The sequence below is a fragment of the Tardiphaga sp. OK246 genome, assembly GCF_900188215.1.
GTDB classification, from domain to species: Bacteria; Pseudomonadota; Alphaproteobacteria; order Rhizobiales; family Xanthobacteraceae; genus Tardiphaga; species Tardiphaga robiniae.
The window spans coordinates 630,448-643,773 of the sequence record NZ_FZOX01000002.1 but is presented as its reverse complement, the minus strand read 5'-3'; the positions used below and the strand labels follow the sequence as shown (position 1 = coordinate 643,773).

At 58.1% G+C, this 13,326-nt stretch carries 12 protein-coding genes; 5 read left to right on the top strand and 7 right to left on the bottom strand.

Going from position 1 to position 13,326, the window contains the following annotated elements:
* Positions 1-2: 2 nt before the first annotated feature.
* Both CHC01_RS10330 and CHC01_RS10325 read right to left on the bottom strand, forming a co-directional pair.
* A complete protein-coding gene (locus CHC01_RS10330) occupies positions 3-866 on the bottom strand; it encodes an alpha/beta fold hydrolase (RefSeq protein ID WP_089264202.1) in 864 nt (287 codons plus the stop codon).
* A gap of 8 nt (positions 867-874) precedes the next feature.
* Positions 875-3,382, bottom strand: coding sequence for an alpha/beta hydrolase (locus CHC01_RS10325; RefSeq protein WP_089264201.1), 2,508 nt, complete (start codon positions 3,380-3,382; stop codon positions 875-877).
* 131 nt (positions 3,383-3,513) lie between these two features.
* Between CHC01_RS10325 and CHC01_RS10320 the strand changes: the two genes are divergently transcribed.
* The 5 genes from CHC01_RS10320 to CHC01_RS10300 all read left to right on the top strand — a co-directional run bounded on the left by CHC01_RS10320 (position 3,514) and on the right by CHC01_RS10300 (position 6,918).
* Positions 3,514-4,440, top strand: coding sequence for an alpha/beta fold hydrolase (locus tag CHC01_RS10320; protein WP_089264200.1), 927 nt, complete (start codon positions 3,514-3,516; stop codon positions 4,438-4,440).
* Complete coding sequence (locus tag CHC01_RS10315) at positions 4,437-5,051, top strand: hypothetical protein (RefSeq protein WP_089264199.1); 615 nt, start codon at positions 4,437-4,439, stop codon at positions 5,049-5,051. Before CHC01_RS10320 ends, CHC01_RS10315 begins: the two co-directional genes overlap by 4 nt.
* Before the next feature lie 82 nt (positions 5,052-5,133).
* Positions 5,134-5,781 (top strand): CoA transferase subunit A, encoded by a 648-nt coding sequence (locus tag CHC01_RS10310; protein WP_089264198.1) that lies wholly within the window; start codon positions 5,134-5,136, stop codon positions 5,779-5,781.
* A 3-nt stretch (positions 5,782-5,784) separates the two neighbouring features.
* On the top strand, positions 5,785-6,435 hold the full coding sequence (locus CHC01_RS10305) for a 3-oxoacid CoA-transferase subunit B (protein ID WP_089264197.1): 651 nt from the start codon (positions 5,785-5,787) through the stop codon (positions 6,433-6,435).
* 24 nt (positions 6,436-6,459) lie between these two features.
* Positions 6,460-6,918 carry a MaoC family dehydratase gene (locus tag CHC01_RS10300; RefSeq protein ID WP_089264683.1) on the top strand — a complete coding sequence of 153 codons (459 nt, stop codon included), beginning with the start codon at positions 6,460-6,462 and terminating at the stop codon, positions 6,916-6,918.
* Between the two features lie 17 nt (positions 6,919-6,935).
* On the opposite strand, the gene fabI is transcribed toward CHC01_RS10300, so the two are convergent.
* From fabI to CHC01_RS10275, 5 genes are all read right to left on the bottom strand, one after another.
* Entirely contained in the window at positions 6,936-7,727 is a 792-nt protein-coding gene (gene fabI / locus CHC01_RS10295; protein WP_089264196.1) for an enoyl-ACP reductase FabI, read from the bottom strand.
* Positions 7,724-8,938 (bottom strand): acetate/propionate family kinase, encoded by a 1,215-nt coding sequence (locus CHC01_RS10290; RefSeq protein WP_089264682.1) that lies wholly within the window; start codon positions 8,936-8,938, stop codon positions 7,724-7,726. Before CHC01_RS10290 ends, fabI begins: the two co-directional genes overlap by 4 nt.
* Positions 8,939-8,943: 5 nt before the next feature.
* Positions 8,944-9,906, bottom strand: a complete 963-nt coding sequence (locus CHC01_RS10285; RefSeq protein ID WP_089264195.1) for a phosphate acetyltransferase — start codon at positions 9,904-9,906, stop codon at positions 8,944-8,946.
* 28 nt (positions 9,907-9,934) lie between these two features.
* Entirely contained in the window at positions 9,935-12,157 is a 2,223-nt protein-coding gene (locus CHC01_RS10280; protein WP_089264194.1) for a DUF3141 domain-containing protein, read from the bottom strand.
* Between the two features lie 77 nt (positions 12,158-12,234).
* The gene (locus tag CHC01_RS10275; protein WP_089264681.1) at positions 12,235-13,311 is read right to left on the bottom strand and encodes an AI-2E family transporter; all 1,077 of its coding nucleotides are present in this window, start codon (positions 13,309-13,311) and stop codon (positions 12,235-12,237) included.
* Between the last annotated feature and the right edge of the window lie 15 nt (positions 13,312-13,326).

The following is a 13,326-nucleotide window of genomic DNA, read 5'->3' as shown; positions in this document are numbered from 1 at the left end:
TGCTATTTCGAACGCCCTCCGAACCATGCGCCGAAATAGCCTGCGTAGAGCGCGGGTAGTTCAAGATTCATCGAATGCCCGATACCGGGCACAACCACGAGCCGGCAATCTGGCATTACCGCAGCCATCGCCCGGAGATCGGCTGGCGGAATCCAGCCATCCTGTTCCCCCCACAACACCAGATGGGGATGCCGGATATCCGGCATGCGGCGTTTGAGTTCTCCACTTTCTCGCTCGCGGGTAAGATTTAGCGGCGTGCCGATCCAGATCCCTTCAGAAACACCGAAGGTCTGTTCGATGATGCGTTCAAACAGGGCCTGAATTTCCCCGAGCCCTTCGCGAAAACGTGGGATCGCATTTGGCGCCAAGCTATCTGGCAAGAATAGCGAGGACGCCGCGCTGGCCATTACCGTCCGCGTGAGTTGCTTGCTTGCCATCATCGCCCGAAAAACGCCGATCTGATCGGCGTTGAAGGCCATACCGAGCGGTGAAACTGGATCGAGGGAGAATACGCTCCCAAAGCGCTCCGGTTGCATCAACAACATACGCGCGGCAATGATGCCGCCCGTTGAGTGCGTAGCAAGATGGCAGAATTTGACGTCCAGAGCGTCGAGCGCGGCTAACATATCCTCCGCGTGCTGCTGCATGGAGTAGTTGCTATAGTCGGCTGCTGGCTCCGGCTGGTCGCTGTCGCCACAACCGCGCCAGTCGATTCCAATCACGCGCAGTCCGGAAGGAAACAGTGGTGCGGCGATTTCGATCCAATCCTTGCTGGCGAGGTTGCCGTGAACGAAGACGACGCTAACGTCGCCTCGTCCCCACTCCCGCCAGCCCAGAGAGACCTCACCTGCCCGAACTCTTGGCATGTATCACCCTACTTGTTCAGGCCGGCAGTCGGCGCAGCTCCGGGCGGCGTCGGTGCTAAAGGGACGGCTGACGCGACAGCTCCCCTGATCATGCGGTCAGTGCCGAGTGGTGAACTGGTGTCGAGGGTTCCCTTCGTTACAAAATCGACCACGTCTGCGGAGTATTCAACTGGATTGTCCGTATGGATGAAGTGTCCGGTCTCCGGATAGATTTTAAGCATCGGCCGGTTGCCGGCATTGGTCATGCGCGACATGAACGGCGTAATGACGTCACGTCCCAGGTCGGTTAGCCCGTTAAAAGCAGGCGTCGGGATAAATGGCTCCTTGTCCCCGAACGCGAGGAAGATCGGCGCCTTGATCTCCGTCAGCCGATCGTAAAGATTCTTCGGATCGTCCTGCTGCAACTCCGCCCCGATCGTGTAGACGTCAAAAATGAAGACGTTACACCACTGCTCGAGCTCCTTGGGATTTCCCTTCGTTAACCCAACACGCTGCTCCGTATGGAAGCGGGCATATTCGCTGTCGCTAAAGAAGTATCCGCTCTTGGCTGCCGACACCACGCCGGTCTCAGGGTCACGTTTCTTGAAGTAAAAGAAGTCGCGGATGTTCGGCTCAGATCGCCCCATTTCCGCTTTAAGAATTCCGGTCTGCTCCCAGCTCTGCTTCCACTTGTCGAAATCGCGGCCGAAGGCCTCATCGAACAAGCGCGCTTTCTTGTCCTTGGCGATCGTGATGTCGCGCGGATACTCCTCAAGACCAGACGGCGCTTCAAGCGCAAGGCCCTGCACTGCATCCGGCCAAGTGAGCGCGTAACCCATCACAAACTGACCACCAAGCGAGTGTCCAAGGTAATGCGCCTTTTTGACGCCGAGCTGATTGACAACGAGATCGTAAATCACCTCGCGCATGTCCTGCATGGTCCGCGCCGGGCTCTTATCGAGATTGCCGGGCCCTGACATGCCGTAATGAGGTAAATCCGGAACGATCACGCGCAGTCCGCTGCGCAGCGCATACTGCATGATATTGCCGTAGTGCCCGCCAAACGCGCCCTTCCCGTGAATGACGACAAGAACTTTCGGCTCCCTGTCGGTGCCAGCATACTCGTCCATGTAGCCGATCTGCCAGGGCGTTCCACGCTTGTCCTTCGCGGTCGCGTATTTGACCGGATAAGGATAGGTCACATGATCTTTCCAGAATGATTTTGTCTTATCCACATTCTCGGCAACACCAGGAACACGATAATTCTTGTCGACGAACTTCTGCGCCCGATCAAGGCTCGCCACGTCGTCCATGAAAGCCACGAACTTCGGATCGTTCTTGCGATTGTTGATAATCGGGAACACGCCGTAATGTGCGACCGGACTCTCCTCGGAAATGAGGTCCGCGCCCGGCACGCGATCAACGGCGCGCTGGGCGAGCTTGAAGTTCAGCCAGAGATCATTGGTGATGTGCATCACCAATGTGCGCGCCTGAATTCGGCCGAGGTACGGATTGACGTTGTAGGTTTCACCAACTCGATTGCGCCAGACAAGGTCGACCGCATCATACATCTTGGAGCGATTGTTGACACTGAGACCGGCCTTCTCGTTCGGTGGATCCCAATAGAAGACCTCGGGCTGTACCGATGCGAAACTCTGAGTAGTCCTGAAGCCGAAATCATATCCGGTCAGGCCGAGCACCGACCAGCCGAAGGCCATGCCTGGCAAGGGGTGCTTCTCCTTGGGAAGCTTGTAGTAATCACCTTTGGTGGATTGCCATACCGGATCAGATTGGATCGCGGCCGTCATCAACTGAAAAGTCCAATTGCCGACGGGGTCCTCGGCGTCGGACTGGGTCGTGCCGCCGATCGGCATAAGTGCGCCGATATACTCTGGATGCAGCACACCCCAAACGTAGGTCTGCGTGCCGCCCATCGAGACGCCAGCAACAAGCGCCACGCGCGCGACCTTCAGGTGATCACGCAACATGCGGTAGTTAGCCTGCACCATATCAAAATAGCCGTATTGCGGAAATTTGATGCCTAGACCGTCTGATGGCTTACTAGCACCCCAAGTCCCCAGCGGATCGACCATAATGACATAGTACCGGTCGGTATCGATCGGTCGACCCGGACCAATAATCGGCACGCCGCCCGACAGGGCAGCGCCCTTGACCCATTGCTCATACATGTCAGTGGAGTCACCGGAATAATAGGAATTGATGACAACGGCGTTGGTGATCTCGCCGGCCGCATTGCGGCGCGCATTTCCAATCGCGACGTACGCGGTGCGCAATTGTCCGCCACCGAGCGACTCCAGCGTGACCCCGCCCTCTCCGCCGTTCTCCCACTTGGCCGGATCGTTCAGATCATACTTACCGCCCAACCTGAAGTTTGGCACCTCATAGTAGTTCTTCAGCCCGTCATGTTGCACTTGCGACGACCGGCGTGTGAAGGGTTGTGCAACCGCAATTGCAGTACCAAGCAGCAACAGGATCAGGCTGACGAGGCAACGTTTCATGGCAGCTCTACCGGTCATGACGGTCTCCTCCCGATGATGTTTTGTGCATATGTTGAGGGGCTCAATCAGGAAATGCTTGATCTAGCTCAATAGAAATTGTCTTCGACCACTGATCATTGCGACGATCAAATCGCCAACCGGTCAGCGCAATGCCCTTCCTGAGCTACGGTTCATATCGGATACGTTATGAGCTCGACGGACCGACGGACGCGCCCGTCTACGTTCTGGTCAACGGACTGACGCAATACGCTGAATTATGGACGGCCTATCGCGACGCACTGGTGGCGCGTCGCTTCCGCGTCGCGACGTTCGATCTGCTCGGCCAAGGTGCGTCCGATAAGCCCGCGCTGTTCATCCGTCAGGACGACCACGTCGCCGCATTACATCTCCTGATTGGAGAACTCGGCGACGGTCCCATTTTTCTGAGTGGCATCAGCTTCGGCGGCCTTATTGCACTGCGCTATGCAATCGAACACGGCCAACGGCTGACCGGTCTGGTGCCGATGAGCTGCTTTGCCGAGCTACCGCCTCAACTGTATCTGCTCGGCAATGCCTTGCGAACCGGGTTAGTCCTTGGCGGCACCAGCTATCTTCAGGACCTACTGCTGCCAATGAACGTCAGCGACCAGTGGCTGAAGCCGGTCCTCGGAACGCTCGACAACGTCAAGCGACAAGGCTGGCTCATCAATGACGTCTACGCCCTGCAGAATCTAATGGAGTCTTTCCTCGACTTTCACCCGTTAACGTCGCAACTACCTCGGATCGGGGTACCAACGATGATCCTCAACGGTGAATTCGACTTTCTGACACCACGCGCACTTCACGAGACCCTGCGTATCCACATTCCCGACAGCTCGCTTGTCATCGTTCAACGTGCTTACCACGCCTTCACGCTGGAGAAGCCTGCGCTCACTGCCGACCTGCTCGCACGCTTTGCTGAGGATGTGCTGGCGGGGGGCTGGAAAGGCAACAAAGCTGTCTGGATTGCGCCGGAGGAAGTTGGCGGGCAGCTCGTTCCATTTCCAGCCGGCTACGACCATTTGCGAGCAATACCAGTACAGGAAACGATACAATGAGGGCGTTCTTCGGACCACTCGACTCCGACGGCCACGTGCCATTGCATCAGCAAACCCGCGTCGCAGCATTCTTGATCTCGGCCCACGGCGCGTTGGCGCGACACTTCGCATTCGCACTACCACTCAAGCTCGAATCCGCCTGGCAGACTGAATTGAATGCGCAATTCTATCGAGAAGCTGAGATCGTCTCCCTGTTGCTGCGCGCGACATCATGGATACCGGATCTTGCACTGAACTATTTGGCAGCGGCTTGGGAAACCACATGGCTGCCAAAGCCGATCATAGGCATTGACGATCAATCCCTGGCACTGGCGGGGGATTTGGCCGCCCGCGCGCATGCCATACATGCCGGAATTCGGCCCGCCGCCCTCCTACCGCTTGAAGCCGACACGCATGATCCATTCGTTACGGCACTGCGCCGTATCGAATTTGAAAGCGGCCGCCTGCTGCAAGCACAGATACTTCTTCTGAAAAGCCCGAATCTAACGCCCTTCCGTGAAGCCGTGAGCGCTAGCCTCGAACAGCGCCACGCAGAGGTTCGCAAGCTCTGGGCGGAAGCCCTCGAAGGCGTGGGAGTCTCTGTTCGCGAAGGAAATAATGACAAGTCTTGACGCAGATCAAAGGAGCACCGGTTTCATACACCAACATTTCTTCACCGTCGCCTCTCCTGATCATGTTGACCGGAGCTTCATTATGAAGGCTGTTTCTCTGGAAGAAGCCATTGCGATGATCCCGACCGGCGCAAGCATCATGGTCGGCGGATTCATGGGTGTGGGAACGCCGGAACGCCTGCTTGACGAACTAGTGCGGCAGAAGAAGTCGAACATTTCTCTCATCAGCAATGACGCGGCCACGCCCGGTAAAGGAGTTGGGAAACTATTCGAGGGCTCACAGGTGACCCATATGATCGGGACCCACATTGGGCTCAATCCGATGGCCCAACAGCAAATGTTGGGCAAACAAATCACCGTCAATCTGATCCCGCAGGGCACTTTCGTCGAGCGCATTCGCGCCGGTGGCTGTGGGTTGGGTGGCGTACTGACGCCGACTGGCGTCGGGACGCTGGTCGAGGAAGGCAAACAAAAGATCGATGTGGGCGGGAAGAGCTATCTGCTCGAGACCGCTCTACGCGCCGATTTTGCGCTTGTGCATGCATTTCTTGCCGACTATGCCGGCAACCTGTCCTACGCCCTCACGGCCCGCAACTTCAATCCGGTCATGGCGATGGCCGCGGACACCGTCATCGTCACCGCGGAACATATCGTCCCGGTCGGCGTCATCGCGCCCGACCACGTTATTACCCCCGGCCCCTTGGTCGATTACCTCGTCGCGAACGGGTGATCTATGGATGCACAAACCATTATCGCCCGCCGTGTCGCGCAAGAGCTTAGACCGGGCAACCTTGTCAATCTAGGCATCGGCATTCCGACGCTGGTCGCAAACTATGTGCCGCCAGGATTGAACATTTTCTTTCAGTCCGAGAACGGATTGATTGGCACGGGTCCCATACCCGAGCAGGGGATGGCCCACCCGCTGCTGACCGATGCCGGTGGCAAGCCTATCAGCGCGCTGCCCGGCGCCGCCACTTTCGACAGTGCGATGTCGTTCGGTCTGATCCGCGGCGGCCATGTCGACATCACCGTACTCGGTGGTCTGCAGGTCGATGCCGGCGGGCGGCTCGCCAACTGGACGATCCCCGGCAAGATGGTGCCAGGTATGGGCGGCGCGATGGACCTCGTTAGTGGCGCCAAACGTGTAATCGTCGCCATGCAGCACGCCGCGAAGGGAAAGTCCAAGATCGTCGCCCGATGCAACCTGCCACTCACGTCGGCTCGGCCAGTCGATCTCGTCGTCACCGATATGGCGGTCATTGCCTTTCCCGGTGGCATCGCAACTTTGCAGGAGACAGCGCCTGGCGTCACCATCGCCGAGGTGCTGGCGGTCACGGAGGCCGAGCTCGCCGTTCCAGACAAAGTTCCCGAAATGAACCTGTAACTTATGCAGAATCGGATCACATCCATGCGAATTTTCAACGGATTCGAAGAGCTGAAGGCCGCCGTCGGGACAGAGGTCGGCGTTAGCGACTGGATTGAGGTAACGCAGGATCGCATCAACAAGTTCGCGGAAGCGACCTGCGACGAGCAATGGATTCATGTCGACCAGGAGCGCGCGGAAACGGAGATGCCGGGTGGTAAGACCATCGCTCACGGCCTGCTTTCCTTGAGCTTAACGCCGATGTTCATCCGCTCGGTGATGGGTCTGAAGGGGCTGAAGAATACCCTAAACTACGGCGCAGACCGTATCCGCTATCTCTCACCGGTGCCGGCCGGCTCAAAATTGCGCGGCCGCGTCAGCATAGCGGAAGCCGAGGAAGTGCCACCCAACGGCTTGCGCACCCACTATCGCGTGACAATCGAGATCGAGGGCGGCAAGCGCCCTGCCTGCGTCGCTGAGGTGATCGGTCTACACTTCAGCTGAAGCAAAACCACCACCCGTCAATCGATAATGTGGTAGCCGCCATCGACATAAAGCACACTTCCAGTGATCAGCTTGGCACCGTCGAGCGCGAGGAATGCAGTCGCCCTCCCCACATCGTCAATGCTGACTAGACTGCGCGACGGCGCTTGCGACTGCGCCTTGTCCATCAGTTCGTCGAATTCCGGAATGCCGGACGCAGCGCGCGTTGCCAGTGGTCCAGGCGAGATCGCGTGTACGCGAATGCCTTTTGGTCCGAGCTCGGCGGCGATATAGCGCACCGCGGCCTCAAGGGCGGCTTTCGCGACACCCATGACGTTATAGTTCTTCACCACCATCTGACTGCCATAATAGGTCATGGTGAACATCGTGCCACCGTTCTTCATTAGCGGCTCTGCCAGGTGCGCCATCCGCATAAACGACCAGCAGGAAACGTCCATGGTCTTCTGAAAGCCCTCACGATCCACGTCAACCACACGGCCATGCAATGCATTCTTGGGTGAGAAAGCAATGGAGTGCAAAAGAAAGTCGAGTTGCCCCCATTCCTTGCCGATCCGCTCAAACACCTTTTCGGTTTCTCCTTCAACCATCACATCAAGCGGCATGAAGATTGGAGACTCCAGCGCCTCCGCAAGCGGCTCGACGTGCTTCTTGGCCTTTTCGTTCAGATATGTAACGGCAACATCGGCGCCGAGCGCTCGAAAGGCTTTGGCGCAGCCCCACGCGATAGATTGGTCGTTGGCTATACCGACGACGAGTCCCTTCTTGCCTTTCAACGCGATACTGGTCTCTGGATATACCGGAATCTTCATGACACTCTCTCATGTTTCTGATCGTGCGTTTTCGGACTCATCAACAGGGACAGCGTATGCTGCGCAATCATCAGCTCTTCGTCGGTGGGAATGACATAGACGGGAATACGGCTGTCGAATCGCGATATCCTACTGGCGTGTCCAGCATTCTCTGCCGGATCAAGCACGACTCCGAGCCAGGCAAGTCTCTCGGCAATGCGCGCCCGGATCGATGCCGAGTTCTCACCGATTCCGGCCGTGAACACGAAGGCGTCGAGACCCTGCAACGCGGCAGCGAGCATGCCGGCGTGTAGCCCCACCCGATAGACGAAGTAGTCGATCGCAAAAGCCGCGCGCGGATCCCCGCTGCTTTCAAGTTCACGCATGTCGTTGCTGACGCCGGAAAGCCCCTTCAGGCCGCAGTCCCGATAGAGAAAATCCTGCACTTTCGATACCGACATGCCCTTCTCTGCAATCAAATACAGAACGACTCCTGGATCAAGCTGACCGACACGCGTTCCCATCGCGAGCCCATCGAGCGCCGTAAAGCCCATTGTACTCTCGACACTCTTTCCATTCTTGATCGCGCCCATCGAGGCGCCACTGCCGAGGTGGGCGACGATCACGCGCCCGCCAGCGACGTCGGGCGCAACCTGCGGCAGGCGCTTGGCGATATATTCGTATGATAAGCCGTGGAAGCCATAGCGCCTGATGCCCTCGGCATGGAGCTGGTACGGAATCGCATAGTGGTCCGCGAGAGCGTTGTGATCGCGATGAAAGGCGGTGTCGAAACAGGCTACCTGCGGCAGAGCGGGGAAGTTGTTAAGGATCGTTTTGATTGGCGCTAGGTTATGCGGCTGGTGTAGCGGGGCCAGCGAAACATATCGCTCCAGGCGCCCCACGACGCCGTGATCAATCAATACCGGATTTGCATAATCCGGCCCGCCATGGACGACGCGATGGCCGACGGCGACGGGGTTGATATTGAGTTCTTCGCGGAGCCACGCGCCGGCAACGGACATCGCAGCTGGCACGTCAGCCACGGCCTCGATCGGATAGGCACGATCGGCCATCGGCTCACCATTAGGCCCGTTCGCACGTAACCGCGGACGACTGCCGATTCCATCGATCTGGCCCTTGATCCGCCTGTGTAAGTTCCCCTCTCCCTCGACCGAAAAGACCTGAAACTTGACGCTCGACGAGCCAGCATTGACGACAAGGATTGTGTCCATGGCCATCACCCAGCAACTGTTGGCGCGCGTTGACGCCTGGCATGCGCATAGAGCGACGCGATGGCGCAAGACGCCATCCGCGCGCGTGCCGTGTCGGCTCGTGACGTCAACACAACAGGGACCCGGGCACCGAGCACAATTCCCGCACCATCGGCCTTGGCGAAATACGCCAGGTTCTTTGCCAACATGTTGCCAGCCTCAAGGTTAGGAACAACCAGTATCTGCGCGCGGCCTGCGACCTCGGACTTGATACCCTTGATCCGCGCCGCCTCAACATCGACGGCGTTGTCGAACGCCAGCGGTCCGTCGAGCAATCCCCCGGTGATCTGACCTCGGTCGGCCATTTTGCACAGCGCTGCCGCATCGATCGTCGAAGGAATCGTGGCGGTAACGGTTTCAACCGCAGACAGTATCGCCACGCGAGGAGACTGGCCGAACCCGGCCTGATTGTAGAGATCGATGGCGTTCTGGATGATGTCTCGCTTGGCACCAAGGTCCGGGAAGATGTTGATCGCAGCATCCGTGACGAAAATGGTCTCGGTATAGGCCGGCACATCCATCACGAAGACATGGCTGATGCGCCGGTCGGTGCGTAAGCCGCCCGCCTTTGCCGTCACCGCGCGCATGAGCTCGTCGGTGTGCAGGCTGCCCTTCATCAGCATTTCTCCTTTAGCTGCATGAATCAGCTCAACGCCTTTGGCGGCAGCATCTTCGCTATGCGCGGCATTGACGATTTCAAAGCCCGGGATGTCAAACCCACCCTGTGCCGCGGTGTCCCTGATCTTCTGCTCGGGACCGACCAGGATTGGCCGAATGATGCCGGCCTGCGCACTGTCGACAGCTCCGCGTAGTGAGGTTTCGTCGCAAGGATGCACGACGACGGTTGAAACCGGCGGCACGGCCTGCGCCAACGCGATCAATCGATCATATTTACTGGGAGATTGTGCCTGGCTTGCATCGGTTGACATGATGTTGCTTCCCCCGTTTGAAATTTCTTTACGACGCCCGTGCCTCAGGGTCGAACGCGGCAACGTTTGACGCCCCCGCCTCTCCTGCGTCGACGCCGAACAACCCGGCGATCCGCGCCCAACGGCTCGCGCGTTCACCCGCGATGTCACCGCTGGCGGACAGAATCTCACGCATTGCCGTAAAGGCCGATCGCTTTTGAGCACCGTCCGCGGGCAACAACTTCGGAATAGCGGCCAGCGCCCCTTCGGAATCGAGCAACAACATAAAGAATTGCTCACGCACCAACATCTTGAACTCAGGCAGCGTCAGTCGTGCTCCAGCGTGATCGCTCCGAACCTGACGCAGTGCCTCGATACTTCGCTCATCGACCATTCCCCGCGCAGAACCTACATAGAGCAATGAGCGCAAGGTCGCTTCGCGTAAGCCCCCTTGGGAAATCTTCGATTTTAACTCAGCGATCCTCTTGTCGAGCATCACGCGGTGTTCATCCGACATCTCCCGACGACGCGACGGCTCGGACTTCGGATCAATGCCGACGGCCGCCTGCAACGCCGGTGAACCATAGATGTTGAGGAACATGGCTTCGCTCAGCGCCTCCTGAGAGTCACGCCAGCTATCCAGCAGATGAACGATTTGCTCTCCCATCCGCTCCTGGAATGCCAGGAAGGGATTGTTCTTCGAGACCGGTTTACGGTTATCCTCAATGCCTTCGGCTGCGGACTTTACGGCGCTCATCCACGGATTTTTGCTGCTGAAGGCTTCATATTGCAGTCGTAACGGGTGCAGATTACGCATCATCTCCGCCATCTGCGGCGTCACTGCGTTCTTAAGCCAGGGTTGAACAAATTTTTGGTAGGCTGCGAGATTCATCTCAGAGACGCGCTTGGCCGCAGCGAAACGCCGCTCGTCCTCAGGTGAATTGCCACCCATGGCCCTGATATCATCGAGCGTCCGCGCCTCGCAGCGCATCACCCATTGGCCCACGACAAGGTCGGAGTTCGTGGTCTCCTCGCCCTTTGCCTCGAAGGTCGCTTCATAGAGACCAGGTGGCAGCACATCAATGAGATCGATATTGCTAGAAAATTCGGCGTGTTCCTTCTTGGCGACACCACCGGAAACGAAAATGCCGAGATGGCCGATGCTTTGGTGAACGGTATAGACAATCGTCTGCCCATACGCCCTGATCTCATCCACATCAGCATAGCAGTCCAGTATCCAATTCAGCGCTTGTTGCGGCGGCGTAACGTTGTCACCCTCGGAACAGAACACCAGGATCGGTGACCTGATGTTGCGCAAGTCCACCTTTTGTCCGTCTGACATCTCGACCTTGCCGGCGGCAAGATTGTTGCCGATGAAAAGCTCGTCGACGATAAACTGGATTTCTTCGGCGTTCAGATTAACGTGCCCGCCCCACCAGCGCTCAAACTCGAGATAGCGATCCGCCTCGGTATCAATATTGGAGTAGACGTTATACTGCTTGGTCCACAGTGTGTTCGAAGGGTTCTGACTCTCGAAGTTCTGCACCAGCCACGCGCCATCGAATTTTCCCGCACCGAGATCACTGGTCATTGCGGTGAGCCAACTGCCGCCCATGAGGCCACCCGAATAACGCATCGGGTATTTGCCGTGCACGCCTTCCCAATAAGCCAGCGGAGCCCCTGCGATGATCAGAGGCCCGAATAGCTCGGGTCGCAGTGACGCCAGGATCATGACGGCCCAACCGGCCTGGCAATTGCCGATGACGCAGGGCTTGCCGTCGGCCTTGGGATGCAGGCTGATGACCTTCTCGATGAACTGCGCCTCGGCGCGCGCAATGCGCTCGATGGTCTGTCCCGGCATAGGTTCGGGGAGAAAGCCGATGAAATAGCAGGAGTGCCCCGCTCTCATCGCTACGCCGATCTCACTATCAGCCTTGAATCCGCCAATTCCCGGACCGTGACCAGCACGAGGATCGATCACGATGAAGGGGCGCCGCTCGATATCGATTTCGACGTCGTCTGGCGGAACGATGCGGACCAGCGCATAGTTGACGGGTTCGATCAGTTCGCGACCATCGATGATCAATTCGGCTGCATATTGCAATACATGCGGCGCTGTCTGCGCGACGTGCTCACGATACTGATCGCCGCGTTGGCGCATGACGTCCAGGAACAGCATGCTCCGCTGCCCCGCATCGACCATGTACTCCACTGCCGAGGCAACAAGCCCGGACATGGGGCCGCCTGGCAGGTTTGGCGTTTCCATCGACATGTTCCGACCTCATCGTCGCGCAAGCTCATTCAAGGGGCTTCCCGGCACGCAACGTTGATCTAGGTCAAGGGTCTAAGTCAGTTCGGCGCGGGTTGGGGACGATCCTCACGGATCCATGCGGCGATCAACTCCCAGGCAACCGAGAGGACAATTGGCCCGATAAAGAGGCCGACAATTCCGTGCGCGAGCGTTCCGCCGATGACTCCGATGAAGATGACGATCGTCGGTGTCGTGAGCCCGCGCCCCATCACGAGCGGTTTCAATATGTTGTCGAGAATGCCGACGGCGGTGAGGAATAATGTCAAAAGCAGCGCTGTGGTGAAATCCTTGTCCATCCAGATCCAGATGATCACGGGAAAGAGGACGATTGCTGCGCCGATTTGAACAATGGTCAGCAACATGACCGCGAAGGCCAGAAGGCCGGCGCTGGGAATGCCGGCCATCTTGAAGCCTATGCCGGCCAGCAGGGCCTGCACGACCGCGACGCCGATCACGCCTTGGGAGACGGCGCGGATTGTCGCCCCCGCCAAATCCAGCAAATGTTCGCTTTGCTCATGGACGATAAGTGACAGAAGGCGCCTCCCGCCCGAGACCAGTTGAAGACCGTAGGGAAAGAGAAAGCCGGCTATAAGAACAGACAGGAGAAATTTGAGCGTCCCGACACCGGCGCTGCCCGCAAGTGTGAGCATCGTCCCCGCCAAGGGCTTCAAATACGGTGCAACCTCACGCAAGACCGCCCGGACGTTACTGGATGCCCGCCCCCAGAATTCGTAGAGCTTGGGCCCGACAATCCGCCATTCCTTGACCTGTTCGGGCGGTGACGGAATGGCTAAATTCCCGGCGGTCAGTTCACCGGCGAGTTGTCTCACCCCCTCCACTGCGCTCAAGCCTAGCCATGTCGCCGGCCCGACGACAACTGCAAGATTGACGATGGTGAGGATGACTGCGGCGGTCTTTGGACGACCGCCCAGCAATTTGGCCAGCCAGTTGAAAGCGGGGTAGAAGGCGACTGCAAGAACACCGCTCCAGGCCAGAATTGGCACGAAGGGACGGATCACGATAAATGTCCAGGTCACCAGCAAAGCCAGCAGTCCCAGCCGGACTACAAGCTGGATGATGACGTCTCCGGATAGAAATTGACGGACGGTTCTCACGGACGCGCCTTGATC

What these genes read in the sequence shown, in the direction of transcription:
- CHC01_RS10330 (WP_089264202.1), bottom strand. Translation starts at nt 866, where the DNA reads ATGCCAAGAGTTCGGGCAGGTGAGGTCTCTCTGGGCTGGCGGGAGTGG.
- CHC01_RS10325 (WP_089264201.1), bottom strand. Translation starts at nt 3,382, where the DNA reads ATGACCGGTAGAGCTGCCATGAAACGTTGCCTCGTCAGCCTGATCCTG.
- CHC01_RS10320 (WP_089264200.1), top strand. Translation starts at nt 3,514, where the DNA reads ATGCCCTTCCTGAGCTACGGTTCATATCGGATACGTTATGAGCTCGAC.
- CHC01_RS10315 (WP_089264199.1), top strand. Translation starts at nt 4,437, where the DNA reads ATGAGGGCGTTCTTCGGACCACTCGACTCCGACGGCCACGTGCCATTG.
- CHC01_RS10310 (WP_089264198.1), top strand. Translation starts at nt 5,134, where the DNA reads ATGAAGGCTGTTTCTCTGGAAGAAGCCATTGCGATGATCCCGACCGGC.
- CHC01_RS10305 (WP_089264197.1), top strand. Translation starts at nt 5,785, where the DNA reads ATGGATGCACAAACCATTATCGCCCGCCGTGTCGCGCAAGAGCTTAGA.
- CHC01_RS10300 (WP_089264683.1), top strand. Translation starts at nt 6,460, where the DNA reads ATGCGAATTTTCAACGGATTCGAAGAGCTGAAGGCCGCCGTCGGGACA.
- fabI (WP_089264196.1), bottom strand. Translation starts at nt 7,727, where the DNA reads ATGAAGATTCCGGTATATCCAGAGACCAGTATCGCGTTGAAAGGCAAG.
- CHC01_RS10290 (WP_089264682.1), bottom strand. Translation starts at nt 8,938, where the DNA reads ATGGACACAATCCTTGTCGTCAATGCTGGCTCGTCGAGCGTCAAGTTT.
- CHC01_RS10285 (WP_089264195.1), bottom strand. Translation starts at nt 9,906, where the DNA reads ATGTCAACCGATGCAAGCCAGGCACAATCTCCCAGTAAATATGATCGA.
- CHC01_RS10280 (WP_089264194.1), bottom strand. Translation starts at nt 12,157, where the DNA reads ATGTCGATGGAAACGCCAAACCTGCCAGGCGGCCCCATGTCCGGGCTT.